The following is a 24944-nucleotide window of genomic DNA, read 5'->3' on the forward strand; positions in this document are numbered from 1 at the left end:
CCCCTCAGCTGAGGACGGCGTGCCCCGCGGCCCCGCTCCCGACCGGCGTGCGGGTGCTGTGGGCGAGACGGGCCGTGCGGGTGGCGACGTCGACCGTGTACGCGTCGACGGTCATCGCCCGCTCGGACACCTTCAGCACCATGAAGCCGTGGTCGGAGAAGTTCTGCCAGGCGGCGGGGTGGGTGAAGTGGGCCTTGCCGTCACCGGCCTTGCCCGCGGCTCCGCACACGATCTGCCGCGTGCCGCCGGTGCGGGTGGTGGGCTCCAGGATCTGCAGCGTGTGGTCGTGCCCGGACACGATGAGGTCGGCGCGCCCGCACACCACCTCCTCGTACAGCTCCTTGAGGTGGATGCCGCTGGTGTAGTGACCGATCACGAAGCCGTCGTACGAACCGGCGCTGCCGTGCTTGCCGTTGTTGAGGTACGGGTGGTGCCCGAGGACGATCTTCCAGCGCGCCCGGGACGCCTTGAGCGCGCCGTCCAGCCAGCTGCGCTGGGCCCGCATGTAGGGGCCGTTCCAGTGGTAGTGCGGGTCGGGCTGGGCGACGTAGGAGGAGACGGGGTTGGTGTCGAGGGCGAAGAACTCCACCAGCGGATCGCCCTCGCCCGCCGCGGGCAGCGCCACGTTGTAGTAGCGGCTCGGCATGTACCAGCGGGGCGAGCCCTTGGCGTAGGAGACCTCGCGGTCGCCGCGTGCGGGGTCGCCGCCGCTGCCGGGTATCAGGCCGGAGCAGTCGTGGTTGCCGAGGACCATCAGCCACGGCACGTCGAGGCCGGAGTTGGGGTCCTCGAACTTGGTGCGGAACTCCGTGTCGTGGTCGGACTCGGGGCCGTTCTCGTAGATGTTGTCGCCGAGACCGACCGCGAGGCCGACCCCTTCGGCGCGGCAGACCTCACGCGCCGCGGCGGCCACCGCGTACTGCGCCTCCTCGCCCGTTCCGGCGTCGCCGGTCAGGAGCACCGCGTACTCCCCCGAGCGGCCGGGACCGGTCGGCAGCGGGAACTTCCCGGTGCCCGCCGCGGCGGCGGCCCGCGTCCCGCCCGGCAGGGCCGCGAGCACCGCGGTGCCCGCCACCACCCCGCCGAGCACGGTCCGCCGCCGGAGCGCCCGCATCTCGCGGACCCGCTCCCCCACCGGCCCCTGGGCGAGCGCCGGGTCGGCCCCCAGCCACTGGTCCTCCGTCATGTCCGCGTTCGGCGGTATCAACTCGTCGTCGCACATGGGGGGTTTCTCTCACGGGAGAGCATGGGGAGGGTGGGGAATCGATGAACTCCTGGTGGACGTCCGGACACGAGCGGAGGTCAGCGCGCCGCCTCCACGACGCCCGCCCCCGCCGTCGGCTCGCCGCCCTTGGCGAACTGCGTGCGGTACAGCTCCGCGTAGCGCCCCTCCAGGGCCAGCAGTTCCTCGTGCGTGCCCCGTTCGACGACGCGGCCCGCCTCGACGACGAGGATGAGGTCGGCGGAGCGGACCGTGGACAGACGGTGGGCGATCACCACGGCGGTGCGCCCTTCGAGGGCCTCGGCGAGGGCCTCTTGGACGGCGGCCTCGGAGGTGTTGTCGAGGTGGGCCGTCGCCTCGTCGAGGATGACGACCCGCTGCCGGGCCAGCAGGAGCCGCGCGATGGTCATGCGCTGCCGTTCGCCGCCGGAGAGGCGGTAGCCGCGCTCGCCGACCACGGTGTCGAGCCCGTCCGGCAGGGAGCGCACGAGGTCCTCGAGACGGGAGCGGCGCAGCACGTCCCACAGCTCGTCCTCGCTCGCCCCGGGCCGGGCGAGCAGCAGATTGTCGCGCACCGACTCGTGGAAGAGGTGCCCGTCCTGGGTGACCATGCCGAGGGTGGCCCGCAGGGACTCGGCGGTCACCTCCCGTACGTCGACGCCGCCGATGCGCACACTTCCCTCGTCCGTGTCGTACAGCCGCGGGAGCAGTTGCGCGATGGTCGACTTGCCCGCGCCGGAGGAGCCGACGAGGGCGACCGTCTGGCCGGGTTCGGCGCGGAACGACACTCCGTGCAGGACCTCGTCGCCGCCGCGGGTGTCGAGCGAGGCGACCTCTTCGAGGGAGGCGAGGGAGACCTTGTCGGCGGCGGGGTAGCCGAAGCGGACGTCGTCGAACTCGACGGACACGGGGCCCTCGGGAACCGGCACGGCGTCCTTCTTCTCCGCGATGAGCGGCTTCAGGTCGAGGATCTCGAAGACCCTCTCGAAGCTGACGAGGGCGCTCATCACCTCGACGCGGGCGCCGGCCAGCGAGGTCAGCGGCGCGTAGAGCCGGGTGAGCAGCAGGGCGAGCGAGACGACGGCGCCGGCGTCGAGGGCGCCCTCCAGCGTGTAGTAGCCGCCGAGGCCGTAGACCAGGGCGAGCGCGAGCGCCGAGACGAGCGTGAGCGCGGTGATGAACGTGGACTGCGCCATCGCGGTGCGTACGCCGATGTCCCGCACCCGCCGGGCCCGCGCGGCGAACTCGGCGGACTCGTCGTCGGGCCTGCCGAAGAGCTTGATCAGGGTGGCGCCGGGCGCCGAGAAGCGCTCGGTCATCCGGGTGCCCATGGCGGCGTTGTGGTGGGCGGCCTCCCGCTGGAGGCCCGCCATCTTGGATCCCATGCGGCGGGCGGGCACGACGAACACCGGGAGCAGGAGCAGCGCCAGCAGGGTGATCTGCCACGAGAGAGTGAGCATGACGGCGAGCGTCAGCACCAGGGTGACGATGTTGCCGACGACTCCGGAGAGCGTGTTGCTGAAGGCCCGCTGCGCGCCGATGACGTCGTTGTTGAGGCGGCTGACCAGGGCGCCCGTGCGGGTGCGGGTGAAGAAGGCGACGGGCATGCGCTGGACGTGGTCGAAGACGGCGGTCCGCAGGTCCAGGATGAGTCCTTCGCCGAGGTTCGCCGACAGCCAGCGGCTCACCAGCCCGAGGCCCGCCTCCGCGAGCGCGATGGCCGCGATCAGCAGGGCGTACCGCACGACGGTCGAGGAGTCCGAGCCGCGGACGATGGCGTCGACCACCTTGCCCGCGAGGACGGGCGTCGCCACGGCCAGCAGCGCGGTGACGACGCTCAGCAGCACGAACTGCCAGATGCGCCTGCGGTGGGGCCGTGCGAAGGCGCCGATGCGGCGCAGCGTGGCACGGGCGAAGGGTCGGCGGTCCTGCTGCGCGTTCATCACGCTGTGCAGCTGGACCCAGGCGGTGGTTTCCATGCTCATGAAGAGAACGTTAAGACCTCAAGTAAACTTGAGGTCAAGGGTTCGGCCGGATTCACCCGCCCGCCGCACTTTCCCCGGCCCTTCCCCTGCCGCGTCTGTTGACCCGCATGTAACCGGAACGTACTTTTCGCTTCAACTCTTGTGTTCTCCACAGGAGTTATCCCCCTCCTGAGGTGAGAAGGCGAACGCATGCGTGACGTACGAAGGCGTACTCTGCTGTCCGCGATCGGCGGCACGGCGGCCGCGGGAAGCGCGCTGAGTGCCGTCGGGACGGCCGGGGCCGGCACCGCGCAGGCCGCGCCCGGCCGCCGGGGCCCCCACGAGCGGCGGGTCCGGGAACTCCTCGGCCGGATGACGGTGGAGGAGAAGTTCGGTCAGCTCCAGCAGCTGCCGTGGGCCTGGGACACCGGCCCCGGTGGCGGGGCGACCAAGGACGTGGAGGACGCGGCCCGCGCCGGCCGGCTCGGCTCCGTGCTGAGCATCTTCGGCGCCAGGACCACCAACGCGCTCCAGCGCCTGGCCGTCGAGGAGTCCCGGCTCGGCATTCCGCTCGTGTTCGGGCTCGACGTCATCCACGGCTTCTGGACGACGTTCCCGATCCCGCTGGCGCAGGCCGCGAGCTTCGACCCGGAGGTGGCGAGGACGGACGGCGAGGTGTCGGCCAAGGAGGCCCGTTCGAACGGGGTGCACTGGACGTTCGCACCGATGATGGACGTCACGCGCGAGCCGCGCTGGGGCCGGATCGCCGAGGGCAACGGCGAGGATGCGTACCTGACGGCGGCGTTCGCCGCGGCGAAGGTACGGGGCTACCAGGGCGAGCCGGGTGCGCGGGGCAAGGACGGCGGCGACGACCACGACGGTTCGGTGGCGCCCTACCGCGCGAAGGACCGCATCGCCGCCTGCGCCAAGCACTTCGTCGCGTACGGCGGCGCGGAGGGCGGCCGCGACTACAACACGGTGGACGTCTCCGAGTCCCGGCTGCGCAATCTCTACCTCCCGCCGTTCAAGGCGGCTTCGGACGCCGGGGTCGCCACGGTGATGGCGTCCTTCAACACCGTCAGCGGCGTCCCGGCGCACGGCAACACGCACACCCTGACCGACATCCTGAAGAAGGAGTGGGGCTTCGGCGGTGTCGTCGTCAGCGATTGGACCGGCGTCCAGGAGCTGATCCCGCACGGCTTCGCCGAGGACGGCGCGGCGGCCGCCCGGCTGGCCCTCGGCGCGGGCGTGGACGTGGAGATGACCAGCACCCATTTCGTCACGCACGGCAAGAAGCTGCTCCGCGAGGGAAAGATCGACGCGAGGCGGCTGGACGACGCGGTCGCCCGTGTCCTGCGCCTCAAGTTCGACCTCGGGCTCTTCGAGCACCCCTACGTCGACGAGAGCGGCGCCATCGACGGGCCGAGCGGCGCCGCCCGGCGGGCCGCGCGCGAGAGTGCCGCCCGTTCGATGGTCCTGCTGAAGAACGACCGCGCGGCGCTGCCCCTGAAGCGGTCCCTCAGGTCCATCGCGGTCGTCGGCCCCTTCGGTGACTCCGACGACCTGCTCGGCACCTGGTCGCTCCCGGCCGCCGTGCGCAGATTTCCGTCGGTGAAGATCCTGGACGCCATCCGGCGGGCCGCCCCGGACGCCGAGGTGACGTACGCCAGGGGCGTGGACCCCGAGGGCGAGGACACCGGTGGCATCCCGAAGGCGGTGGCCGCCGCGCGGGCCGCCGAGGTCACCGTCGTCGTGGTCGGCGAGCCGCCCGCGATGAGCGGCGAGGCGGCCGCGCGCAGCGACATCGGGCTGCCCGGCGAGCAGGAGAAGCTGGTGGCCGCCGTCGCCGCGACCGGCAAGCCGTTCGTGGTCGTCCTCGTGAACGGGCGCCCGCTGACCATGGGCGACTGGCTCGGCGCCGCGCCCGCCGTCCTGGAGGCGTGGCACCCGGGCCTGGAGGCGGGCAACGCCGTCGCCGACGTCCTGTTCGGCCGGGTCGTGCCCGGCGGGAAGCTGCCGGTGTCGTTCCCGCGTACGGTCGGCCAGCTCCCGGTCCACTACAACCACGAGTCGACGGGCCGCCCCTACGACGCGGACAACAAGTACACGTCGAAGTACCTGGACCTGCCGCCGGACCCGCAGTTCGCGTTCGGTCACGGCCTGAGCTACACGACGTTCGAGATCGGCGAGCCGCGGCTGAGCCGCGAGCGGATCTCCGCGGCCGCGCTGCGCCGGGGCGACACCCTGGAGGTGGCGGTGAGCGTCACGAACACCGGCCACCGCGCGGGCGACGAGGTCGTCCAGCTCTACGTCCACGACGTCACGGCGAGCATCACGCGGCCCGTACGGGAACTGCGCGGTTTCCGCAGGGTGACGCTGGAACCCGGCGCGTCCCGGACGGTCCGGTTCCGGCTCGGCGCCGACGACCTCGGTTTCTGGACGAACGACCCGCGCGGGGAGTTCCTCGTCGAGGAGGGCGCGGTGGACCTCTACGTGGGCAACAGCTCCGCGGCCAAGGCCAAGCGGCGGCTGACGATCACCTGAGCGGGCGGCTCGGGGCCCCGGATGCGGCACCCCGGATCAGCCCCCATCCTGGGAGCAACGGCTCACACCCAGGAGGCCGACCATGTCGGTGATGGACAAGCTCAAGCAGATGCTCAAGGGCCACGAGGACAAGGCGGGCCAGGGCGTCGACAAGGCCGGCGACTTCGTCGACGGCAGGACCCAGAACAAGTACAGCGGGCAGGTCGACACCGCCCAGGACAAGCTCAAGGGACAGCTGGGCGGGGACCGCGGCCAGGAGCCTCCGCCCCAGTAGCGACCCCAGTAACGACCTCAGTGGCGACCCCGGGCGGCCGCGCCGGAGCGGCCGGACACGGGCAGCAGGCCCCCAGCGCGACGGGCCAGGGCGAGCGTCCCTGGCCCGTCGCGCTGTGTCGGTGCCACGTCGCGCTGTGTCGGTGCCACATCGCGCTGTGTCGGTGCCACGTCGCGCTGTGTCGGCGCCACGGCTCGTCCCGACTCGCCACGGCTCACGGCCGCCGTCCGGCGGTGGCTCCTCCCGGGTCGTCGGCAAGCATGATCGCCGCAGTCGTGCGTTTGCCGTCCGGTTCGCGGTGGACCTCGAAGCTCTGGGACACCGCCATCACGATCTCCAGGCCGTGCTGGCCGACCCGGCCCGGATCGGCCGCCCTCGCCACCGGCAGGACCGGGGCGCTGTCCCGGACCGACACCTCCACCCGGCCACCGATCAACCCGAGGGCGAGCGAGCAGGGGCCGGGGGCGTACTTGAGGGCGTTCGTCAACAGCTCGCTGACCACCAGCTGCACCATGCCCATCGCGCGGTCGGACACCGGGACCCCGTGGACCGCCTGCACCCGTGCCAGGAAGTCGCGGGCCAGCGCACGCGCCTCGGCGATGTCATCCGTCCTGCCCTCATACGTCTGCGACACCTCGACCGGGCCGCCGCCCAGCAGCCGCCCCTCGCTCCGTGCAGCCCCGTCCATGCCGATCCGCCCACTTCCTGAACTCGATTGCCAGGCTTCTACCCCCACGTCCAGCATGTAACAAAAAGATCACGTCGGCGCGCGGTACCTCCTCATTGTCGCAAGGTGCCTCGGCTGTGATGTCGGGGGCATCGCGGGGAAGGAGGTGCACAACTCAAGGAGGCTGTTGTGCAGCGTGATCGAATGGGACTGGCCGAGGTACTGGCGGCGGCCGAAGGCGCCGCCCCGGTGCGTTCTCTCGACGTCGTGGCGCAGAACCTGCACACGCGGTTCGGCGCGCGGTACGTCTCATTCCTGTTCGTCGACGTCGTCGGCCGGCGCCTGCTGCGGGTCAACGAGGGGAAGACGACCCGCGAGGAACGCAGCGCCGATCAGGTCGCTCTGGACGGCAGCGTCTACGACGAGGTCCTGCGCACCCAGAAGGTGCTGTTGGCGCCGGAGGGCGCTCAGGGGCAGCGGGTCCTCGCCCCGGTCACCAATCGAGGCGACGCCATCGGCGTGCTCGAGCTCTACCTCACCCACGTCACGCAGGATGTGCTGGAGCAGGTCGAGGAGGCCGCGCACGCGCTCGCGTACATCATCGTCACCGACCGCCGCTTCACCGACCTCTACCACTGGGGCAACCGCACCGCCACGGTCACCCTGGCCGCGGAGATCCAGCGCCAGCTCCTGCCCTCCGCGCCCTCGTGCGAGGCCGACGAGTTCGCTCTCGCCGGAGCCCTGGTGCCGGCCTCCGACATCGCCGGCGACACCTACGACTACAGCCTCGACGAGGACACCCTGCACCTGTCGATCACCGACGCCATGGGCCACGACGTCGATGCCTCCTTGATGGCCACCCTCCTGGTCAACGCCTCCCGCGGCGCCCGCCGCGCCGGTGCCGGCCTCGCCGAACAGGCACGCCAGACGCACCAGGCCCTCCTCGATCACGGCCACCGGACCTTCGCCACCGGCCTGCTCCTGCGCATCGCCCTGGACGGATCCGGCGCCCAGCTCGTCAACGCCGGACACATGCGGCCCCTACGGCTGCGCGAGGGCACCGTCGAGGAGATCCAGCCGCACATCAACCTCCCCTTCGGAGTCCCCGGACAGGGCGCCTATCAGGCGCAGGACATCGACCTGCGCCCCGGTGACCGTCTCGTGCTCTACACCGACGGCATGCAGGACCGCGAGGCGGGCGACGTCGACCTGCCCGGCCTCATCCGTGACACCGCGGGCGAGCACCCCCGGGAGGCCGTGCGGGCCATGGTCGCCGCGGTCACCGACGCCTGTGACGGCGACGTGAAGGACGACGCCACCGTGCTGTGCCTGGACTGGCGCGGCCCCCGGAAGTCCTAGCCCAGTTCGAGCGAGGTGACGCCGAAGACCCGCTCGTGGGCGAAGTCCCGGACCGGGCCGGTGTACATGCGGGCCGTGTCGAAGCTCGGTGTCATCCCGCGCGCCTCGGCGAGCGCGACGGCCTCCTTGTTGTACTCGGGCACGTCCATGGCCACGGGCGTGCCGTCCGCGTCGGCGGCCAGCGCGTCCAGGATGGCCTCGGCGTCGGCACGGGTGTCGGCGAACAGCGGTCCGACGCGCAGGGCGTCGGGGCCCGGCCGCAGCACGCCGTACCCGGTCAGCCGCCCGTCGACGATCCGGGCGAGGGCGCGGTGGCCGGGGGCGGTGAGCCACGCCTCCAAAAAGCGCGGCCGGTCGGCCGGCAGGCACGAGCCGTCGTACGCGAGGAGCGCCTTCAGTCCCGCGGCCTCGACGGGACGCACCTGCCGGTCGGTGCCGCCGGGCGCGGGCAGCGGGCCGACGTAGCGCAGCGTGCCGTAGGCGCGGACGAAGCCCGAGCGGCGGTAGTTGTCCTGCTGGTCGGGCACGCCGTCCAGGCCCACGGTCCGGTCCCCGGCGTGCGCGAGTCCCGCCCGCCAGGTGGCGAGGCCGAAGCCGCGGCCCCGGTGCTCGGGGCGGCAGAGGTAGAAGCCGAGGAAGGCGTAGTCCTGCCCGTAGTTGACCACGGAGACCGCGGAGACGGGCTCGCCGTCCAGGCGGCCCAGGAAGAATCCCTCGGGGTCCTGCGCGAAGAACGGGCCGGCGTCGCCGAGCCCGGGGTTCCAGCCCTCCTCCGCCGCCCATCCGCGCACCACGCGCCAGTCGTCCGGCGTCGCCCGTGAGATCGTGAGCCGCCCGGGGGCCGAGTCCGTCATCGCTGCACCCTTCTCGATCCGACGGTGTGCCGGAAAGGGGACACACCGGGTGGATCCTGCCCCGGGCCCGCCAAGTTTTACCTTCGCAGTTTGGTCTAGACCTTGACAGGTTCAGACCATTTCGCTTGAGTCACGACACCCCCATGGCGGCACGCTTCCTCCCCCGTGCCGCCCGTTAGGAGATGTCGCATGCTCAAACGCCTCACCAGCCTCGCGGCCGCCCTCGCCGCGACCGGCGCGCTGCTCGTCCTCGGCCCCGCCGCCACCACGGCGTCCGCCGCCGCGTGCGCCTCCCCCTGGAGCTCCTCGACGGTCTACACCGGCGGCAAGTCCGCCTCGTACAACGGGCACAACTGGACCGCCAAGTGGTGGACCCAGAACGAGACCCCCGGGCGCTCCGACGTCTGGGCGGACCAGGGCACCTGCGGCGGCGGCACGGACCCGGGCAACCCCGACCCGTCCGGATTCGTGGTCAGCGAGGCCCAGTTCAACCAGATGTTCCCGAACCGGAACTCCTTCTACACCTACAAGGGCCTGACCGACGCGCTCAAGGCCTATCCGGGCTTCGCCAACACCGGCAGCGACACCGTCCGGCGCCAGGAGGCCGCGGCCTTCCTCGCCAACGTCAGCCACGAGACGGGCGGCCTGGTCCACGTCGTCGAGCAGAACCAGAACAACTACCCGCACTACTGCGACAAGACCCAGCCCTACGGCTGCCCCGCGGGACAGGCCGCCTACTACGGCCGCGGCCCGATCCAGCTCAGCTGGAACTTCAACTACAAGGCCGCGGGCGACGCCCTCGGCATCGACCTCCTGAACAATCCCTACCTGGTGGAGCAGAACCCGTCCATCGCCTGGCAGACGGGGCTTTGGTACTGGAACACCCAGAGCGGCCCCGGCACCATGACCCCGCACAACGCCATGGTCAACGGCGCCGGGTTCGGTGAGACCATCCGCGCGATCAACGGCACCCTGGAGTGCAACGGCGCCAACCCGGCCCAGGTGCAGAGCCGCGTCGACCGCTACAAGGCGTTCACGCAGATCCTCGGGACCACCCCGGGCTCGAACCTGAGCTGCTGAGGCCGCACACCCGCCGCCCCCCCACCGGCCGGGCGGGCCCGATCCCAGGTCGGGCCCGCCCGGCGCGTCAGTCCAGGGGCACCAGGCGGAACACCGGATGACGGGCCGCCGCGGCGGCGAACTCCTCGTCCGACGACTCGGCGCTCACCTCGAAGTAGGCCCGGGTGACGGGCACTTCACGCCAGTACTGGCGCAGCACCGGCACGCTCTCCCGCGCGTCCAGCTCGACCACCCCGTGCGTGCGCGACCTGCCGCCCCGGCTGAGGCCGACCTGCCCCGCGGCGCGCGCGTTGCGCACCCACTCGCTCACCCCGTAGGCGGCGACGAGCCAGCGCCCGTCACCGGAGGCCATCACGTCGACCGGTGTGGAGTACGAACGTCCGGTCTTCCTGCCGCGCACCGTCAGGTTGTACCGGTAGCCCTTGCCGATGCCGAGCCGGGTCATCGTGTGGAACACGCGGTTGATCACCCGCGTACCGGCGCTCATGCGGTACGTCTTCGCCATTGCTGCCCCTCCTCATGTCAAGAGGTCGGAGCTTACGGCGCCGCCAGCAACTGCCGCGCATTCCACGACTACCTAGGCGCTCTTGTGCGCCCGCACGGCGTCGGCGACCGCGGGGTCGACGGCCCCCAGTTCCCCGTAGGCGTTGACGAAGGCGCAGCCCCTGAAGTCCGGTTCGGCGAACCACTCGTACAGCCAGTCGTAGAACGAGCGTTCTTCTAGGGTGGCGGAGCCGAAGAGAACGAGCGTTCTCCCCGCTCGGCGCCCGCCCGTTTGTCCCGCCCGTTCGTCCCACCCGTGGAGCAGACCATGACCGTGCCCGCCCGTCCGCCCTTGCCGCCGTTCACCCGTCGGACGGCCGTCGAGAAGGTCCGTCTCGCCGAGGACGCCTGGAACAGCCGCGACCCCGAGAAGGTGGCCCTCGCCTACACCGAGGACTCGCGCTGGCGCAATCGCGTGGAGTTCGTCACGGGGCGCGCGGCCATCGTCGCGTTCCTGTCCCGCAAGTGGGCCCGGGAGCTGGACTACCGGCTCGTCAAGGAGCTCTGGGCCCACGACGAGCGCCGTATCGCGGTGCGCTTCGCCTACGAGTGGCACGACGGCACGGGGCAGTGGTACCGCTCCTACGGCAACGAGAACTGGGAGTTCGACGACCACGGCCTGATGCGGGCCCGCCACGCGAGCATCAACGACCTGCCCATCGAGGAGTCGGACCGCCTGTACCGCTGGCCGCTCGGGCGCCGGCCCGACGGGCACCCGGGACTCACCGGGCTCGGGCTGTGAGCGGAAGGGTGTTTTGCCCCTGTGGGCGGGGCACCCGACCGGGGACAGCGGCCTGGAGCGGCCAGGCCGAACCGTCATCGACCGCGAAGGAGGTCCACGTGACCACCGCACGCGACATCATGACTCCGGGCGCCGAATGCGCCGGGGCTGAGGAGACCGTCGCCCAGGCAGCCACCAAGCTCACCGAGCTGGACGTCGGCGCCCTGCCGATCTGCGGCACCGACAACCGCCTCAAGGGCGTCATCACCGACCGGGACATCGTGGTGAAGGTCCTCGGCAAGGGCAAGGACCCGGCGAAGGTCCTCGTGGGCGAGCTGGCCCAGAGCGAGGCCGTGACGATCGGTGCGGACGACGGCGTCGACGAGGTCTTCGCGACCATGACCAGCCACAAGGTGCGCCGGCTGCCCGTCATCGACGGACACTCGCTGGTGGGCATGGTGGCGCTCGCCGACGCGGCCCGCGCCCTGTCCGACCCCAAGGCCGGACAGCTCCTGGAGGCCCTCTCCACCGATTGACGGCCCGCCATGGGACGGAGCGCGCCGCCCCCGAAAAGGGACGCCCGGGGCGCGCGCCCCGTCCCTCCGCATGCCCTCGCGCATGCGCCGACCTAGGGTGGAACGGCGGCGGGCCACCGCCCCAGTCCCACCCCGTGATCCCCCGCCCCCGGGCGCCCCGAGGAGGAACGGCATGCCCATCGCCACGGTCAACCCCGCCACCGGTGAGACGCTCGAGGAGTTCGAGCCGCTGGCGCCCGCGGAGGTCGAGCGCCGCCTGACGGCCGCCGCCGCCGCGCACGACCGGTACCGCACCACCACCTTCGCCGAACGCGCCCGCCTCCTCGGCCGCGCCGCCGACCTGCTGGAAGCGGACACCGACAGCGTCGCCCGCACCATGACCACGGAGATGGGCAAGCCCGTCAAGGCGGCCAGGGCCGAGGCGGCGAAGTGCGTCAAGGCCATGCGCTGGTACGCCGAGAACGCCGAGGAACTGCTCGCCGACGAGCACCCGGCGCAGGCCGACGTGACGGACTCTGGCGCGTCACGGGCCGTCGTCCACTACCGCCCCCTCGGCGTCGTGCTCGCCGTGATGCCGTGGAACTTCCCGCTCTGGCAGGTGGTGCGCTTCGCCGCCCCCGCCCTCATGGCCGGCAACGTCGGCCTGCTCAAGCACGCGTCGAACGTACCGAGGACGGCCCTGTACCTGGAGGACCTCTTCCGCCGGGCCGGGTATCCCGGGGGCTGCTTCCAGACGCTCCTCGTCGGCTCGGACGCCATCGAGGGCATCCTGCGCGACGAGCGGGTGGCCGCCGCGACCCTGACCGGCAGCGAGCCCGCGGGCCGCTCGGTGGCCTCCATCGCCGGCGACGAGATCAAGAAGACGGTGCTCGAACTGGGCGGCAGCGATCCGTACCTGGTGCTGCCGAGCGCCGACGTCGAGCGCGCCGCCCGGACGGCGGTGACCGCCCGGGTGCAGAACAACGGCCAGTCGTGCATCGCCGCCAAGCGCTTCATCGTGCACGCCGACGTCTACGACGACTTCAGGGAGATGTTCGTCGCCGGGATGCGGGAGCTGACCGTGGGCGACCCGCTCGCCGAGGAGACCGACGTGGGCCCGCTCGCCAGCGAGCAGGGCCGCGCCGACCTGGAGGAACTCGTCGACGACGCGCTCGGCCAGGGCGCGAGTGCGCTCTGCGGCGGACAGCGCCCCGAGGAGCGGGAGCGGGGCTGGTTCTACTCCCCCACCGTCCTCGCGGACATCACCCCGAAGATGCGGATCCACCGCGAGGAGACGTTCGGCCCGGTGGCCACCCTCTACCGCGTGGCAGACTTGGACGAGGCGCTGGCGCTCGCCAACGACACGCCGTTCGGGCTCAGTTCCAACGTCTGGACCCGCGACGAGGGCGACATCGCACGCTGCGTCCGGGACCTCCAGGCCGGCGGTGTCTTCTTCAACGGCATGACCGCGTCCCACCCCGGCCTGCCCTTCGGCGGCGTCAAGCGCTCCGGTTACGGACGGGAGCTCTCGGGCCACGGCATCCGGGAGTTCTGCAACGCCACGACCGTCTGGCACGGGCCGACCGAGTAGGCGCCGACCGAACAGGCGGGGGCCGGGGTCAGGTGGACAGCAGCGAGTCGTCCGTGACCCTGGCCCCCGGCAGCTGGTGGCTGGCGGCCACGAGCGCCGCGTCGACATCACTGGTGCCGGTGGCCACGCACAGGCTGTAGGAGACGTCCGCGAACTCCTGTCGCCCTGCGGCGCCGCCCTGGTCGGCGCGCAGCACCGCCAGTGCCTTGTAGCGCTCCACCAGGTCCTTCAGCACGGCGGGGTGTGCCAACAGCACGAGGGTCCTCCTCAGGATGTGGGTCAGACATGCACTCGGCGCCCGTCTGCCCGGCCGCCGCCGGGCGAATCACCGTACGGCGAATAATTTCCCGACGAGGCGGATCGTCCCGGATTGTCGTTTCCGCGGTTCCTGGGCAGACTCGGGGCATGGACGCGCCGAACAGCGGGCAGGCCGGCGGGGCCGGGGCGTCACGCGACGAGGGCCGCCGCGAGACGGACTTCGAGCGCGCCGACCGCCGCTGGACCGAGCTGATCCAAGAGGTGCGGGTCGCCCAGACCGGCGTACAGATCCTGTTCGGCTTCCTCCTCACCGTGGCCTTCACGCCGCGGTACACGCAGCTGGACCACGTCGAGCACACGATCTACGTCGTGACGGTCGTCCTCGGCTCGACCGCGACCGGCACCCTCATCGCCCCGGTCTCCTTCCACCGCATCGTCTCCGGCCGGCGCATCAAACCGCAGGCGGTGGTGTGGGCCTCGCGCATGACCTTCGTCGGTCTCGTCCTGCTCCTCGGCACGCTGACCTCCGCGCTCCTGCTGGTGCTGCGGGTCGCCACCGACGACGCCCTGGTGCCGTGGCTGGTCGGGGTCGTCGTCGGCTGGTACCTGCTGTGCTGGTTCGTGCTGCCCGCCTGGGCGCGGCACCGGCACACGTCGGAGGACTGACCGGCGTACCCGCCCCGAGGAGGCGGCGGCACCGATCACGCAGGTGTGGATCACCGCCGCGCGGGCACCCAAGGTGCCTGACAGACGCATGAAGCGATCCGCGCTGTTCGTGACAGGTCACTGCCGGTGAGGTCTCCGGTGGTGTCGGGGAGCGAACCGTCGGACTGTGGAAGGAGGAGCGCCCCTCGTGGAGCTCGCTCGGACGGGAGAAGCCGCATGACCACTCAGACGCGGATCACGATGCCGCCGCCGGTCCGGCCGGCGCGCCTGATCGCCCCGCCCGGGGTGTACGCCCCGCAGTACGACACCGAACTGCTGACGCGGGCCCTGCACCGCGAGGGGATCGGCGAGGGCAGCTCGGTCCTCGACCTGGGGACCGGCACCGGGGCGCTCGCGGTGGCGGCGGCGCGCCGGGGGGCGCGGGTGGCGGCCGTCGACATCTCCTGGCGAGCGGTGCTGACGGCGCGGTTCAACGCGCGCATGGCCGGCCAGAAGGTCACTGTGCGCCACGGCGATCTGACGGCCGCGGCACCGGAGGGCCCCTACGACCTCGTGCTGAGCAATCCGCCCTACGTGCCCTCCCCCTCCCCTTTCCTGCCCCGGCGCGGCGCGGCACGGGCCTGGGACGGCGGCCCCGCGGGGCGGGCGGTCGTGGACCGCGTCTGTGACGCGGCGCCCCGTGCCCTGCGCCCGGGCGGCGTCCTGCTGATGGTGCACTCGGGGCTGTGCGGCGTGGACGCCACGCTCGACCGCCTCGCCGCTCTGGGCATGGACGCCAAGGTCACCGACCGGGAGTTCATCCCGTTCGGTCCCGTGCTGCGCTCGCGCCGGGCGTGGCTGCGCCGACGCAACCTCCTCGGTGACGACGAGAGCCTTGAGGAACTGGTGGTCATCCGTGCCGAACTCCGCTGAACGCCCCCGCCGCGTCACGGTCGACCCGGAGGGGCCGCTCCTGGTGGAGGGCCCGGTCGAGGTCGTCGGCGACGACGGAACCGTCTCCACCTCCGACCGCTTCGCCGTCGCGATCTGCACGTGCCGCCGCAGCCGCAGCTACCCGTGGTGCGACACCAGCCACCGCCGCCGGGTGAAGCCCGACGGCGGCCGGGCCGGGTCGGCGCACCCCAAGGAATCGGACCCCACCTCATGACGACCGTGGTCGAGTCACGTCTGCACAGCCCTTACCTCCCCGCTGCCCGCGGCGCCCTGTCCGAGGGCGTCGTCGCCGCGCTGGCGCACGAGCGGCCTCTCGCGGACCTCCGCCGGCGGGCGGCCGACGCCGATCCGTACGGCGACGACCTCCAGCTCGCCCTCTACGTCCTGTACGAACTCCACTACCAGGGCTTTCGGGGCGTGGCGGACGACCGGGAGTGGGACCCGGAGCTGCTGGCCCTGCGGCAGGCGCTGGAGCGGCGCTTCCTCGACGCGCTGCGGGCCGACGTGCCGTCCGACGCGAGCGCCGAGCAGGCGCTGGCCGAGCTGCTCGTGGAACCGGTCGGGCACGACGAGTCGAGCGTCAGCCACCACCTCCAGCGCGACGGGGAGCTGTGGCAGCTGCGGGAGTACGCGGCGCTGCGCTCGCTCTACCACCTCAAGGAGGCCGACCCGCACGCCTGGGTCATCCCGCGGCTGCACGGTCGGGCCAAGGCCGCGATGGTGGCCATCGAGTACGACGAGTTCGGCGCCGGCCGGGCCGAGGAGATCCACGCCCGCCTCTTCGCCGACCTGATGGCCGACCTGGGGCTGGAGACGGCCTACGGCCACTACACCGACGCGGCGCCCGCCGAGGCCCTCACCGTGGTGAACCTCATGTCCCTGTTCGGTCTGCACCGCGCGCTGCGGGGCGCTCTGGTCGGCCACTTCGCGGCCGTCGAGGTGACGTCGTCGCCCGGTTCGCGGCGGCTCGCCGCGGCCCTGCGCCGGGCCGGGGCGGGGCCCGCCGCCCAGCGGTTCTACGACGAGCACGTGGAGGCGGACGCGGTGCACGAGCAGGTGGTGCGCCGGGACGTCGTCGGCGGGCTGCTCGCGGCGGAGCCGGCGCTGGACGCCGATGTGGCCTTCGGTGTGCGGGCCACCGGGTTCGTCGAGGACCGCCTCGGCGCCCGGCTGCTGGCCCGGTGGCGCCAGGGGCGCAGCGCGCTGCTCGCGCCGTTGCCGGACGCGCCGTGAGGCCGTCAGCCCTCGACGCCCGGTCGACCGGTGGGCCGAGCCCACCGGTTTCGACTCGGGTGAGCCCCGCTGGCGCAGGTGGACGGAGAAGATCGCCATCGATCCGACGGGGTCAACCGCCCTTGATCAGACACTGGTACGGCTTCTCGGGGCGGGCGGTGCAGCCGGCCGCCGTCACCTTCCAGCCGCCGGGGTAGGACGACAGGAAGAGGGTGTCCTGGTCGGTCACGACGCGTGCCTGGCGTCCGTAGACATCGACGGCCCGCACCTCTCCCGCGAGGGGCAGACCGGCCTCGGGCAGGGCTCGTACGCAGGACTTGTCGGTGGACTGCTCCAGTTCGTCGCGGGTCCCGGGGGCTAGCGCCGCGCAGCCCTTCGCGGTGTCCGTCGCGCGCAGACTCGCCTCGAAGCGGGACGCCGCCTCGACGGCGGCGTCCTCCCGTGCGTCGACGCCGCAGCCGGTGAGCGCGCCGAGCAGCGCCGCCGCGAGCAGACCCGAGCTCTTCGCGCGCACCAGTCCTGGTCTCCCTCACGGTCCGCCGGTTCCATGGGCTGCGGTGCCCGGCGGTGGTCCGTGCCGGGGCGCGGGCAGCGTGCGTCACGTTGCCCGCACCCCGGTGCGGTGGGCGCGAGCCGCCCGGCCGACACGCGAAAGTGCGCCCGAACGGCCGAGAACGGCTCAGCCGTCCGCGGGGGGCCGGCCGTGTTCGGCGCCGGTCAGGCGCAGCTGCACCTGGACCTCCTGGTCGCCGGAGACGGTGCCGGTGGTCTGCGCCTCGAAGGCCGAGGCGAGCGCGGCGCGCAGCCGCTCCACCGCGACGGGGCCGCCCTGCAGATCGGCGGTGACGGAGCCGGCGAGCAGGACGCCGTGGACGGAATCGGGGGTGCGGGAGGCGACGAAGGCACCGGTCCAGACGGCGGGGTCGGGGCGGCGCGTCTGGCCGGGCGCGTCGTCCCCCCGGTCGGAGGGGAAGTGGTCGCGCAGCACCTTGAAGACGGTGTCCGCGTCGGCCGCCGAGCAGTCGCCGAGGACGACCTCCACCAGATCCGGGGAGTCGGGCTGCTGATCGGTGGGGGCCGGGTTCGCTGTGTCGTTCACGCTGACTCTCTCCAGAGGTGTCGCTGATGCTTGATCGGGTCACGGGTACCCGGTGGTGCGGCAGGTACCCGGCGGGTCACAGATCGCGCAGGGCCGGCAGCAGGTTCTTCTCCGCCCAGTCGATGAAGGTGCGCTGGTGGTCGCCGCCCACCTGGACGAGGGCGATCTCCGTGAAGCCCGCCTCGACGTAGGGCCGTACGGCCGCCACGAAGTCGTCGACGTCGTCGCCGCAGGGGATCTGGCGGGCGATGTCCTCGGGGGTGACGTGCTGGGTGGCGCCGGCGAAACCGGAGGGGCCGGGCAACTCGGAGTTGACCGGCCAGCCGCCGACGGACCAGCGGAACTGGTCATGGGCGCGGGCGATCGCGGCGTCCTTGTCGGTGTCGTGGCAGACGGGCAGCTGGCCGACGCGGGGCTTGCCGCCGCCGCCGTGCCGGTCGAAGGACTCGAGCAGCCCGGCCTTGGGTTCGGTCGCGATGACGAGGTCGGCCAGGCGCCCGGCCAGGGAGCAGGACCGTTCGCCGGAAACGGCGACACCGATGGGCGGCAGCTCGTCGGGCAGGTCCCACAGGCGGGCGTTCGCCACGTCGAAGTGGGCGCCCTGGTGGTTGACGTTGTCGCCGGTGAAGAGCGCGCGAATGATGTCGATCGCTTCTTCGAGCATCTCCAGGCGGACCTGCGGGGAGGGCCAGCCGGCACCGACCACGTGCTCGTTGAGGTTCTCGCCGGAGCCGAGGCCGAGCCGGAAGCGGCCCTCGGACAGCAGCTGCATGGTCGCGGCCTTCTGCGCGATCACGGCGGGGTGGTAGCGGACCGTCGGGCAGGTCACGTACGTCATGAGCGGGATGCGGGAGGTGGCCTGCGCCGCGGCGCCGAGCACGCTCCAGGCGTACGGTGAGTGCCCCTGTGACTCGAGCCACGGGAAGTAGTGGTCGGAGGTCACGGAGAAGTCGAAGCCGGCTTGCTCCGCCGCGACCAGATCCCCGACCAGGGCGCGCGGCCCCGCCTGCTCGGTCATCATTGTGTAGCCGATTTGCACCATGATGCATCGGTTTGCCGAAATGCTTCCGCTGAAACCTCCGGCAGCCTTCGGGCCACCGAAGGCGGTGGGCGGCCGACATGCGGGTACGTGGACCATGGCGGCGCCCCGCCGCCCGACGAAGGTCGAAGAAGGTCACGGAGAAAGGCAGCGTCGATTTGCGCACCGTAGGAGTGGAGGAGGAGCTTCTCCTCATCGATCGCGAGAGCGGCGAGCCCAAGGCCCTGTCCTCGGCCGTCCTGGCCCGGGCCGCCAAGGACGCGGCCGAGTCGACGGGCGCCGAGCGGCACGCCGACGACTACCGCGACCCCGAGGAAGAGACGTTCGAGAAGGAGCTGACGGGACAGCAGCTGGAGTTCGCCACGCAGCCGCGGACGGACATGGCCAGCCTCACCGAGGAGGTCGTGCGGTGGCGCACGGCGGCGGCCAAGCACGCGGGTGACGTGGGCGCGGCGGTCGCCGCCCTGGCCACCTCTCCCCTGCCGGTCAGCCCCTCGATCAATGTGGGCACCCGCTACCAGTGGATGGAGCAGCAGTTCGGGCTCACCACCCAGGAACAGCTCACGTGCGGCTGCCACGTCCATGTCTCGGTCGAGTCGGACGAGGAGGGGGTGGCCGTGATCGACCGGATCCGCCCCTGGCTCCCGGTCCTGGTGGCGCTGAGCTCCAACTCCCCGTACTGGCACGGGAACGACAGCCTGTACAGCAGTTACCGCAACAGGGTGTGGGGGCGCTGGCCGATGGCGGGCCCCACCGAGATCTTCGGTTCCGCCGAGGCGTACGAGGAGCAGGTCCGCGCCATGGTGGACACCGGGGTGCTGCGCGACCGGGGCATGGTCTATTTCGACGCCCGGCTCTCGCACCGCTACCCCACCGTCGAGATCCGGGTCGCGGACGTGTGCCTGGAGTCCTCGACGACGATCCTGATCGCGGCCCTGTCCCGCGCCCTGGTCGAGACGGCCGCGCGGGACTGGCGCGCCGGGCGGCCCCCGCTGGGGCACGGCGTCAGCCTGCTGCGCCTCGCCACGTGGCGGGCCGCGCGCTCCGGCCTGGAGGACGACCTCCTGCACCCGGTGACGATGCGGCCCGCGCCCTGCGGCGAGGTGGTGTCGGCGCTGCTGGACCATGTCCGGGACGCGCTGGAGGAGGCGGGCGACCTGGAGCTGGCCCGCAAGACGGCGAGCGGCTTGCTGGACGCCGGCACCGGCGCCCGCATCCAGCGGGACCTGCTGGAGCGGACGGGCAGCCTGAGCGCCATGGTCACGGAGTGCGCCCGCCGCACCCAGGCGTGAGCGGGGCCGGGTGACGACCGCCCCCGGCGGGCTTCAGCCCGCCGGGGGCGCGAGGCGGGTGAGCAGGCTCTGGAGAGTGGCCCGGTCCTCGCCGCTCAGCGCGTCGAGCGCCTGATGGGTGGCGTGCATGCCGGCTCGGATGTTCTCCACGGCGGCCACCCCTTCCTCGGAGAGCGCGACATTCTTCACACGGCGGTCGGTGGGGCTCGGTTCACGGCGGACGAGGCCACGGCTCTCCAGCCGGTCGACGATCCCCGTCATGTTCGAGGCGTCGCAGCGGAACGAGGCGGCCAGCGCGCGCATGGAGGCGGGGCCGCCACGGTGCAGGACATTCAGCGCCTTGGCCTGGCTGTAGGTGAGGCCGTGCGCGGCGGCGGCGGCGGTCAGATCCGAGTAGAGACCGGCCATGGAAGCCCACAGCGCGTCGAGCAGCAGGGCGTTGGACACCCCGGGCCGCGCGCCCGGGGGCGGGGTCTGGGCGGCGGAGCGAGTGGTTCCAGGGGTCTCGGGCATGGGTCAACCCTAACGCGAAACTTGACTACCTCAACTTTCGATGTTTACCTCTACCTCATTGCTTGAAGACATCAACCTTCTAGGTCCTGCACCTTCGCAGGCTTCTGGTTCCGCCCTCGGCCAGGCCAGGGCCTCATTCCCCTCGCGTTCGACGTACGGAAGTAACCCGTGACATCCACAGCTCGCGCGGCGCACACACGCTCCGCCGGAGACACCTCGCTCGTCCTGGTCCTCGGCCTCTCCGCCATGATCGTCTCGATGATGCAGACCCTCGTCGTGCCGATCATGAGCATCATCCAGAGCGACCTCGGCACCTCCACCGCGAACGTCAGCTGGGTCACCACCGCGACCCTGCTGTCCGCCGCGGTGTTCACCCCGCTGCTCGGCCGCTTCGGCGACATGCACGGCAAGAAGCCCACCCTGGTCGGCGTCCTGCTGCTGATGATCGCCGGCTCGGTGCTCGCCGCCACGACCAGTTCCCTGCTGTGGCTCATCGTCGGCCGGGTGCTCCAGGGCGCCGCGACCGCGATCTTCCCGATCGCCCTCTCGGTCCTGCGCGAGGAGATGCCGCCGGCCAAGCTGCACGGCGCGATGGCCATGGTCAGCGGCACGCTCGCGGTCGGCAGCGGTCTGGCCCTCGTCGCGGCCGGCCTGCTCACCCAGGGCTCGGACCCCGACTACCACCGGGTCTTCTGGCTCGCGGCCGCTCTCGCCGTCGTCGCTCTCCTCGGCGTCCTGATGCGCGTGCCCACCTCGCGGTCCACCACGGGCGGCCGGACCGACTGGCTCGGGGCGGCGACCCTGGCGGCGCTGCTCGTCCTGCTCCTGCTGCCGATCTCGCAGGGCCACGAGTGGGGCTGGACCTCGGCCCGCACGCTCGGCCTGTTCGCCGGGGCCCTCGTGATGGCGGCTGTCTGGACGCTGGTGGAGCGCACGGTCCGCGCCCCCATGGTGGACATGCGGATGTTCGCCCACCGGCCGGTCCTGTTCACCAACCTCGCCGGGCTGTTCCTCGGCTTCGCGATGTTCTCGCAGTTCATCGGGGTCGCCTACCTGGTGCAGATGCCCGAGGAGCTGACCGGGTACGGCTTCGGGGCCTCGGTCCTGCGCTCCTCGGTGGAGTACCTGCTGCCGACCACGGTGATCTCGCTGCTCGCCGCGCAGTTCGGCGGCATGCTGGTCGGGCGGATCGGCGCCCGGTTCACGCTGGCCGTGGGCGCCCTGTTCGGCGTGGCGGGCTTCACCTGGCTGACCCTCGCGCACGACACGTCCGCGTCGATCATCCTCGCCGGCCTGCTGATCGGTGTGGCCATCAGCTTTGGTTACGCGGCCATGCCCGCCCTCATCGTGGCGAGCGTCCCGCACCACCAGACCGGCATCGCCAACGGCCTCAACTCCATCTCCCGGTCGGTCGGCAGCGCGGTCGCCAGCGCGATCATCACCTCCTTGCTGGCGTCCAAGACGCTCGACCACCTGCCGGCCGGGGCGCCCCCGCTGCCCGCCGAGAGCCAGTTCACGCTGAGCTTCGCCATCGCCGGTGTCGCGTTCGTCCTGATCGTGGCGGTGGCGCTGGTCGGCCTCACCAAGCACAAGCCGCAGGTGCGCAAGCTCGCGCAGGCGGAGACGGCGGAGACGACGACGGCGGCGGAAGCGGCCAAGAAGCCGGAGTCGGCGGACACCGCCATCGCCTGACCCGGCGCCGGCGTGCCCTTCGAGCGGTCACGGTGCCACCCGGGTGCCGCCGAAGGACACGACCAGCCGCCCGTCCGCCGCGAAGGACCACTTCAGCGCGCCGGAGTAGGCGGAGCACCGGGAGCCGTTCGAGCCGGACCAGAACTGGTTCGAGCCGTCGGCGTCCCCGACGGCCTTGTCGTTCGACCCGCTCGTGGCGCGGCACGAGACGTTGTCCCGGAACACCGTGGTGCCGGCGTCGAACGAGAAGTTGCGCTGGGCGTTGTCGACGGCGACATTGCCGGTCATCGCCATCTTGCCGGGGTTGCGGTTGTAGGTGAACCCGTGCTTGCCGTTGGCGTAGGCGATGCTGCGCCGGATGACGTGGTTCACCGCGATGTCCTCGCCGCCGAGCTTGTAGCCGTTGCGGTCGCCGTTGGAGTTCACGGTGCCGTCGGAGAGCGTGCCGTTGCGGTACGCGAGGGAGTCCTCGATGGTCACCGGGCCGATGGGCCCGGTGTCTTTTTTGGTGTAGAGGTCCCAGCCGTCGTCGATGTTGTTGCGGGACACGGCGTAGCGGAAGACGTTGCCCGGGCCGGTGGTGAGCTTCGCGGCGAAGCCGTCGGCGTCCTCACCGTCGGAGTCGGCGTTGTCGTGGGAGAGCGCGCTGAGGATGAGGTTGTCGGAGGGCCACTGGTCGCGCGGGGTGCTGGAGGCCATCCGGGAGAGCTGGAGCCCCGAGTCGCGGTTGAAGCGGGTCACGGTGCGCTCGATGATGTTGCCGCTGCCGCCGACGAAGATGCCGTTGTCGCCGGCCCGCTCCACGACGAGTCCCTTGACGTGCCAGTACCGGCCGTTGACGGCGAGCCCGCGGTTCGCCGGGTCCTCGGCCATGGCCGAGAAGTTCAGGACGGGGGTCTCCCCCGGATAGGCGGTCAGCTTCGTGCGGGTGGCCGAGGTGCCGTTGTTGCCCGCGGGGATCGTGACGGTCTTCGCGTACCGGTAGGTGCCACCGCGCACATAGATCGTCCCGCCGGGAGTGACGCGGGTGATCGCCGCGGCGAGGGTGGTCGGGTTCGCCTGGGTACCGGTGGCGGCGTCGGTGCCGTTCGGCGCGACGTACAGGGCGTCGGCCGCCAGGGGCGGGGTGGGCGTGGCCTGCGCCGCGGGTCCGGGCAGCGCGACGAGCGCACCGGCCAGGAGGGCGGCGGACGCGGCGACGGGGGTCATGTGCACCGTGCGAGTCAGCTTCACCGTTTGTCTCCAGACACGTTCGTGTTCGGATACGTGAACGAGCGGCTTGACAGAGCCGCTGCCACGCGGGGGGAAAGCGCTTGCAGTGGACCCTAGGAAGTTGAGGGGAACGCGTCAATAGTCACGTACATGTTTCTAGTTCTTAGACGTGAACAGCGTTCAAGAGATGGAACGGTCGGCCGAAACGACCCGTGAAGGTGGTTCGTCGCCCTGGAGGCGGCGGAGGGCTTCGGGCACACCCGGCCGGTGCGGCAGTCCTGGAACCGTGCCCTCGACGCCCTCCACACCCTCCTGGAGCACTGGCCCACGTCCGACGAAGGAGCATCCTCATGAACGGCCCCACCCACGGCAGTCTGCGCGTCAGCGGCGCGCGTCTGCACTACGAAATGCGCGGGCGAGGTCCGCTCCTGCTGCTGATCCCAGGGGGAACCGGCGGTGCGGCCGCCTTCGACCCCGTCGCCGACGAGCTGGCCGCCGAGTACACCGTCGCGACCTACGACCCGCGCGGCATGTCCCGCAGTCCGCTGGACGATCCCGGTGCCGAGCAGCATGTCACCGAGCACGCGGACGACGCCTCCCGCATCCTTGACCTGTTGTCACCCGGCGAACCGGCACGGGTCTTCGGCACCAGCTCGGGGGCAATCGCCGCGGTGCACCTGCTGACCGCCCGCCCCGAGCGCGTCGCACGCGTCGTGGCCCACGAGCCGCCGCTGGTGGAGGTCCTGCCGGACGCGTGCGAGCACCGGGCACTGATCGCGCGCGTGCGGGAGACGTTCCGTGCGGAGGGAGTCATGCCGGCGATGTCCGTTTTCGCGGCCGGACTCGCCGGGGGCCGGGGGAAGGTCGCGGACGCAGGGGCTTCCGCTCGGCGGGCGGAGGCCGAGCTCGCCCTGCCGCCCCAGGCGGCGGCCCGGGCCGAGCGGACGATGGCCGACCTGCCGTACTTCGTGAGCCGGATCGTGCCCGCGTTCATGTCCTATGTTCCCGACATGGGCCGCCTCGCGGCGCTGTCCGCCCGGCTCGTGCTCGCCGGCGGCGAGGACTCCCGCGGCGAACTCCCCTACCGCCCGGCCGCGTTCCTGGCCGACCGCCTCGGCACGGAGCTGCTGCACTTCCCCGGTGGACACACCGGCCTGACCACGCACCCGGCGGCCTTCGCCGAGCACATGGCGGAGGCGCTGCGCGCCTGACGATATGTCAGGCCTCGCCGGTGCCGTCGGAGACGGTCACGGTGACCGGGGTGCCCGCTTCGACCGTGCGGCTGACCGTGCACAGCCGGTCATGCGACGTCTTCACGGCCCGGGGCAGGATCGTGCGGGCCCGCTCCGCCGACGGACCGTCCGGGAACGTGACGTGGAAGGCGACCCCCAGGTCCGACATCCGGTTGCCGCCCTCGTCCTCGACCTTGTGGCCGGTCACGGTGACGGTGAACGCGGTCGGTTCCTCGTGACGGCTCGTGGCGACCTCCACGTCGGCCGCGCTGCAGCCGCCGATCGCCGCGAGGAACAGCTCGACCGGCGTGAAGTCGGCACCTCCGCCGGTGCCGAAGGTCAGCGTGCTGCCCCGGGCGTTGGTCACGGTGAACCGGCCCGGGCCTGCCCGCTCGATGGTGACGGAACGCAGCGCATTGTCAGTCATGCGAGGAGCGTACT

26 protein-coding genes and 2 pseudogenes are annotated in these 24944 nt (G+C 72.0%); 14 read left to right on the forward strand and 14 right to left on the reverse strand.

The window, feature by feature from the left end:
• Nucleotides 1-4: 4 nt before the first annotated feature.
• Entirely contained in the window at nt 5-1222 is a 1218-nt protein-coding gene (locus ACZ516_RS08440) for a metallophosphoesterase (RefSeq protein WP_469009189.1), read from the reverse strand.
• 80 nt (nt 1223-1302) lie between these two features.
• Nucleotides 1303-3207: an ABC transporter ATP-binding protein gene (locus ACZ516_RS08445; protein WP_361082606.1), complete on the reverse strand. Its 1905-nt coding sequence runs from the start codon at nt 3205-3207 to the stop codon at nt 1303-1305.
• 189 nt (nt 3208-3396) lie between these two features.
• On the opposite strand from ACZ516_RS08445, the gene ACZ516_RS08450 reads away from it, so the two are divergent.
• Both ACZ516_RS08450 and ACZ516_RS08455 read left to right on the forward strand, forming a co-directional pair.
• Complete coding sequence (locus tag ACZ516_RS08450) at nt 3397-5730, forward strand: glycoside hydrolase family 3 N-terminal domain-containing protein (protein ID WP_469009190.1); 2334 nt, start codon at nt 3397-3399, stop codon at nt 5728-5730.
• A gap of 82 nt (nt 5731-5812) precedes the next feature.
• On the forward strand, nt 5813-6004 hold the full coding sequence (locus ACZ516_RS08455) for an antitoxin (protein WP_468749014.1): 192 nt from the start codon (nt 5813-5815) through the stop codon (nt 6002-6004).
• A 214-nt stretch (nt 6005-6218) separates the two neighbouring features.
• Here the strand turns inward: ACZ516_RS08455 and ACZ516_RS08460 are convergent, their stop codons facing one another.
• Entirely contained in the window at nt 6219-6692 is a 474-nt protein-coding gene (locus ACZ516_RS08460) for an ATP-binding protein (RefSeq protein WP_358589531.1), read from the reverse strand.
• Nucleotides 6693-6860: 168 nt separating this feature from the next.
• Here ACZ516_RS08460 and ACZ516_RS08465 point away from each other — a divergent pair, with 168 nt between their 5' ends.
• Nucleotides 6861-8030 (forward strand): PP2C family protein-serine/threonine phosphatase, encoded by a 1170-nt coding sequence (locus ACZ516_RS08465; protein WP_469009191.1) that lies wholly within the window; start codon nt 6861-6863, stop codon nt 8028-8030.
• On the opposite strand, the gene ACZ516_RS08470 is transcribed toward ACZ516_RS08465, so the two are convergent.
• Nucleotides 8027-8884 (reverse strand): GNAT family N-acetyltransferase, encoded by an 858-nt coding sequence (locus tag ACZ516_RS08470; protein ID WP_361082598.1) that lies wholly within the window; start codon nt 8882-8884, stop codon nt 8027-8029. The two genes, ACZ516_RS08465 and ACZ516_RS08470, sit on opposite strands and share 4 nt — an antisense overlap.
• A 189-nt stretch (nt 8885-9073) precedes the next feature.
• Between ACZ516_RS08470 and ACZ516_RS08475 the strand changes: the two genes are divergently transcribed.
• Nucleotides 9074-9964, forward strand: coding sequence for a glycoside hydrolase family 19 protein (locus ACZ516_RS08475; RefSeq protein WP_361082596.1), 891 nt, complete (start codon nt 9074-9076; stop codon nt 9962-9964).
• Nucleotides 9965-10031: 67 nt separating this feature from the next.
• Here the strand turns inward: ACZ516_RS08475 and ACZ516_RS08480 are convergent, their stop codons facing one another.
• Nucleotides 10032-10469: a nitroreductase/quinone reductase family protein gene (locus tag ACZ516_RS08480; RefSeq protein WP_469009193.1), complete on the reverse strand. Its 438-nt coding sequence runs from the start codon at nt 10467-10469 to the stop codon at nt 10032-10034.
• Between the two features lie 75 nt (nt 10470-10544).
• Nucleotides 10545-10670: pseudogene (locus tag ACZ516_RS08485) on the reverse strand (TetR/AcrR family transcriptional regulator); the annotation flags it as partial.
• A gap of 105 nt (nt 10671-10775) precedes the next feature.
• Between ACZ516_RS08485 and ACZ516_RS08490 the strand changes: the two are divergent.
• The 3 genes from ACZ516_RS08490 (at nt 10776) to ACZ516_RS08500 (ending at nt 13334) form a co-directional block, all read left to right on the forward strand.
• On the forward strand, nt 10776-11249 hold the full coding sequence (locus ACZ516_RS08490) for a nuclear transport factor 2 family protein (RefSeq protein ID WP_361082592.1): 474 nt from the start codon (nt 10776-10778) through the stop codon (nt 11247-11249).
• Between the two features lie 98 nt (nt 11250-11347).
• Complete coding sequence (locus tag ACZ516_RS08495; RefSeq protein ID WP_361082590.1) at nt 11348-11764, forward strand: CBS domain-containing protein; 417 nt, start codon at nt 11348-11350, stop codon at nt 11762-11764.
• 172 nt (nt 11765-11936) lie between these two features.
• Nucleotides 11937-13334, forward strand: coding sequence for an NADP-dependent succinic semialdehyde dehydrogenase (locus tag ACZ516_RS08500; RefSeq protein ID WP_469009194.1), 1398 nt, complete (start codon nt 11937-11939; stop codon nt 13332-13334).
• A 28-nt stretch (nt 13335-13362) separates the two neighbouring features.
• Here the strand turns inward: ACZ516_RS08500 and ACZ516_RS08505 are convergent, their stop codons facing one another.
• The gene (locus ACZ516_RS08505) at nt 13363-13590 is read right to left on the reverse strand and encodes a DUF5133 domain-containing protein (RefSeq protein WP_361082586.1); all 228 of its coding nucleotides are present in this window, start codon (nt 13588-13590) and stop codon (nt 13363-13365) included.
• Between the two features lie 149 nt (nt 13591-13739).
• Here ACZ516_RS08505 and ACZ516_RS08510 point away from each other — a divergent pair, with 149 nt between their 5' ends.
• From ACZ516_RS08510 to ACZ516_RS08525, 4 genes are all read left to right on the forward strand, one after another.
• Nucleotides 13740-14258 (forward strand): DUF6328 family protein, encoded by a 519-nt coding sequence (locus ACZ516_RS08510; RefSeq protein WP_469009196.1) that lies wholly within the window; start codon nt 13740-13742, stop codon nt 14256-14258.
• A gap of 216 nt (nt 14259-14474) precedes the next feature.
• The gene (locus tag ACZ516_RS08515) at nt 14475-15170 is read left to right on the forward strand and encodes a HemK2/MTQ2 family protein methyltransferase (protein WP_361082582.1); all 696 of its coding nucleotides are present in this window, start codon (nt 14475-14477) and stop codon (nt 15168-15170) included.
• On the forward strand, nt 15154-15405 hold the full coding sequence (locus ACZ516_RS08520) for a CDGSH iron-sulfur domain-containing protein (RefSeq protein ID WP_358589508.1): 252 nt from the start codon (nt 15154-15156) through the stop codon (nt 15403-15405). Before ACZ516_RS08515 ends, ACZ516_RS08520 begins: the two co-directional genes overlap by 17 nt.
• A complete protein-coding gene (locus ACZ516_RS08525) occupies nt 15402-16424 on the forward strand; it encodes an iron-containing redox enzyme family protein (protein WP_469009197.1) in 1023 nt (340 codons plus the stop codon). Before ACZ516_RS08520 ends, ACZ516_RS08525 begins: the two co-directional genes overlap by 4 nt.
• A 9-nt stretch (nt 16425-16433) precedes the next feature.
• On the opposite strand, the pseudogene ACZ516_RS08530 reads toward ACZ516_RS08525, so the two are convergent.
• The 4 genes and pseudogenes from ACZ516_RS08530 to ACZ516_RS08545 form a co-directional block, all read right to left on the reverse strand.
• Nucleotides 16434-16532, reverse strand: a pseudogene (locus ACZ516_RS08530) (DUF6766 family protein); the annotation flags it as partial.
• Between the two features lie 4 nt (nt 16533-16536).
• A complete protein-coding gene (locus ACZ516_RS08535) occupies nt 16537-16938 on the reverse strand; it encodes a hypothetical protein (RefSeq protein WP_361082578.1) in 402 nt (133 codons plus the stop codon).
• A gap of 165 nt (nt 16939-17103) precedes the next feature.
• On the reverse strand, nt 17104-17523 hold the full coding sequence (locus ACZ516_RS08540) for a hypothetical protein (RefSeq protein ID WP_469009199.1): 420 nt from the start codon (nt 17521-17523) through the stop codon (nt 17104-17106).
• A gap of 76 nt (nt 17524-17599) precedes the next feature.
• Entirely contained in the window at nt 17600-18565 is a 966-nt protein-coding gene (locus ACZ516_RS08545; RefSeq protein WP_469009201.1) for an LLM class F420-dependent oxidoreductase, read from the reverse strand.
• Between the two features lie 155 nt (nt 18566-18720).
• Here ACZ516_RS08545 and ACZ516_RS08550 point away from each other — a divergent pair, with 155 nt between their 5' ends.
• A complete protein-coding gene (locus ACZ516_RS08550; RefSeq protein WP_361082572.1) occupies nt 18721-19854 on the forward strand; it encodes a glutamate--cysteine ligase in 1134 nt (377 codons plus the stop codon).
• A gap of 33 nt (nt 19855-19887) precedes the next feature.
• On the opposite strand, the gene ACZ516_RS08555 is transcribed toward ACZ516_RS08550, so the two are convergent.
• Nucleotides 19888-20367, reverse strand: coding sequence for a MarR family winged helix-turn-helix transcriptional regulator (locus ACZ516_RS08555; protein ID WP_469009203.1), 480 nt, complete (start codon nt 20365-20367; stop codon nt 19888-19890).
• Between the two features lie 168 nt (nt 20368-20535).
• On the opposite strand from ACZ516_RS08555, the gene ACZ516_RS08560 reads away from it, so the two are divergent.
• Nucleotides 20536-22059: an MFS transporter gene (locus ACZ516_RS08560; protein ID WP_469009205.1), complete on the forward strand. Its 1524-nt coding sequence runs from the start codon at nt 20536-20538 to the stop codon at nt 22057-22059.
• Nucleotides 22060-22086: 27 nt separating this feature from the next.
• On the opposite strand, the gene ACZ516_RS08565 is transcribed toward ACZ516_RS08560, so the two are convergent.
• The gene (locus ACZ516_RS08565; RefSeq protein ID WP_469009621.1) at nt 22087-23268 is read right to left on the reverse strand and encodes a right-handed parallel beta-helix repeat-containing protein; all 1182 of its coding nucleotides are present in this window, start codon (nt 23266-23268) and stop codon (nt 22087-22089) included.
• A 353-nt stretch (nt 23269-23621) separates the two neighbouring features.
• Between ACZ516_RS08565 and ACZ516_RS08570 the strand changes: the two genes are divergently transcribed.
• Nucleotides 23622-24482, forward strand: coding sequence for an alpha/beta fold hydrolase (locus ACZ516_RS08570; RefSeq protein WP_469009207.1), 861 nt, complete (start codon nt 23622-23624; stop codon nt 24480-24482).
• Between the two features lie 7 nt (nt 24483-24489).
• Here the strand turns inward: ACZ516_RS08570 and ACZ516_RS08575 are convergent, their stop codons facing one another.
• Entirely contained in the window at nt 24490-24930 is a 441-nt protein-coding gene (locus tag ACZ516_RS08575; protein WP_469009210.1) for an OsmC family protein, read from the reverse strand.
• Between the last annotated feature and the right edge of the window lie 14 nt (nt 24931-24944).

Source organism: Streptomyces sp. NPDC034037 (assembly GCF_055575715.1).

Coding starts and splice junctions, on each gene's coding strand:
- ACZ516_RS08450 (WP_469009190.1), top strand. CDS start 3,397: ATGCGTGACGTACGAAGGCGTACTCTGCTGTCCGCGATCGGCGGCACG.
- ACZ516_RS08490 (WP_361082592.1), top strand. CDS start 10,776: ATGACCGTGCCCGCCCGTCCGCCCTTGCCGCCGTTCACCCGTCGGACG.
- ACZ516_RS08565 (WP_469009621.1), bottom strand. CDS start 23,268: ATGACCCCCGTCGCCGCGTCCGCCGCCCTCCTGGCCGGTGCGCTCGTC.
- ACZ516_RS08500 (WP_469009194.1), top strand. CDS start 11,937: ATGCCCATCGCCACGGTCAACCCCGCCACCGGTGAGACGCTCGAGGAG.
- ACZ516_RS08515 (WP_361082582.1), top strand. CDS start 14,475: ATGACCACTCAGACGCGGATCACGATGCCGCCGCCGGTCCGGCCGGCG.
- ACZ516_RS08510 (WP_469009196.1), top strand. CDS start 13,740: ATGGACGCGCCGAACAGCGGGCAGGCCGGCGGGGCCGGGGCGTCACGC.
- ACZ516_RS08460 (WP_358589531.1), bottom strand. CDS start 6,692: ATGGACGGGGCTGCACGGAGCGAGGGGCGGCTGCTGGGCGGCGGCCCG.
- ACZ516_RS08475 (WP_361082596.1), top strand. CDS start 9,074: ATGCTCAAACGCCTCACCAGCCTCGCGGCCGCCCTCGCCGCGACCGGC.
- ACZ516_RS08525 (WP_469009197.1), top strand. CDS start 15,402: ATGACGACCGTGGTCGAGTCACGTCTGCACAGCCCTTACCTCCCCGCT.
- ACZ516_RS08480 (WP_469009193.1), bottom strand. CDS start 10,469: ATGGCGAAGACGTACCGCATGAGCGCCGGTACGCGGGTGATCAACCGC.
- ACZ516_RS08575 (WP_469009210.1), bottom strand. CDS start 24,930: ATGACTGACAATGCGCTGCGTTCCGTCACCATCGAGCGGGCAGGCCCG.
- ACZ516_RS08545 (WP_469009201.1), bottom strand. CDS start 18,565: ATGGTGCAAATCGGCTACACAATGATGACCGAGCAGGCGGGGCCGCGC.
- ACZ516_RS08445 (WP_361082606.1), bottom strand. CDS start 3,207: ATGAGCATGGAAACCACCGCCTGGGTCCAGCTGCACAGCGTGATGAAC.
- ACZ516_RS08470 (WP_361082598.1), bottom strand. CDS start 8,884: ATGACGGACTCGGCCCCCGGGCGGCTCACGATCTCACGGGCGACGCCG.
- ACZ516_RS08555 (WP_469009203.1), bottom strand. CDS start 20,367: ATGCCCGAGACCCCTGGAACCACTCGCTCCGCCGCCCAGACCCCGCCC.
- ACZ516_RS08440 (WP_469009189.1), bottom strand. CDS start 1,222: ATGTGCGACGACGAGTTGATACCGCCGAACGCGGACATGACGGAGGAC.
- ACZ516_RS08570 (WP_469009207.1), top strand. CDS start 23,622: ATGAACGGCCCCACCCACGGCAGTCTGCGCGTCAGCGGCGCGCGTCTG.
- ACZ516_RS08455 (WP_468749014.1), top strand. CDS start 5,813: ATGTCGGTGATGGACAAGCTCAAGCAGATGCTCAAGGGCCACGAGGAC.